Genomic DNA, 857 nt, shown 5'->3' with positions numbered 1-857 from the left:
CTACTTCCCTCTTGCGCCGTCTACCTTGCCCTCGGTGGCATCAGCACCGGCGCCGGTCTTGAAGAAGTCCTCGACCGGCCTGCCAAGGGCTTCGCTGAGGCGCCTCAACGTCCGCAGCTTGCGCTCGCGCTCGCGTGCCTGTGCAACCCTATCTACTGAGGGAAGACGGATGTCTCGGCCGTCGCCTTTGTCGAGTTCGGCCATCTTAGACCTACCGTGATTGTGACCGTGCGATTGTATATCGCAGTTGCAGATCGACGGAAAGTTGTGCTGCAAATCCCTACCTATGTTGCAAAAAGGCTTGGACGGTGCATGCCGCGTCGATCATCGAACAGCATCGTGTCGTCGGCTTCGCTGCCGCTGACCACTCTCAGCATCGGCTTGTGGGAGGAGGATATCAGCACGGATCGCATTCGCGGCGATGCGGTCATGGGCCGGATGTACGGATTGTCCGAGGCGGAGATCACCGACGGCATCTCGCGCGCGCAGCTCTTCTCGATCTTCCATCCGGATGAAGTCGCCCGCGACCCGGAGCTGCGTCGTAGCGTGCGCGAGGAGGGCGGCCTGTTCGTGTGGGAGCACCGTATCATGCCAGCACCCGACGTGGTGCGCTGGGTGTTGGTGCGCGGACATTACGAGCGAGGCACAGACGGGCGGATGCGCGGGCGCGGGATCGTCATCGACGTGACCGACACGCGGGCTGATGGTCATGTCGATGGACCGTCACGCTACCTAGCGGTGCGCGATGCAGCGGGCTCAGCCATAGATCACATGGCCGAGGGTGCCCTCAAGCTCTGGGAGCACATGCATCAGCTCGACGACGACAGCGCCGCCCGGCTTCGTCCGTTGCTGCAGGC

General features: G+C 63.0%; 1 protein-coding gene. It reads left to right on the top strand.

What is annotated here, in order from left to right:
• Positions 1-312: 312 nt before the first annotated feature.
• Positions 313-857: PAS domain-containing protein (locus tag MKK82_RS00075; protein ID WP_243984163.1), on the top strand; the 545-nt coding region annotated here is incomplete at its 3' end.

It is taken from the genome of Methylobacterium sp. E-046 (assembly GCF_022829625.1).
Lineage (GTDB): Bacteria > Pseudomonadota > Alphaproteobacteria > Rhizobiales > Beijerinckiaceae > Methylobacterium > Methylobacterium longum.
Note: the sequence above shows the minus strand (reverse complement) of the source record. Positions and strands in the feature narration are given on the sequence as shown.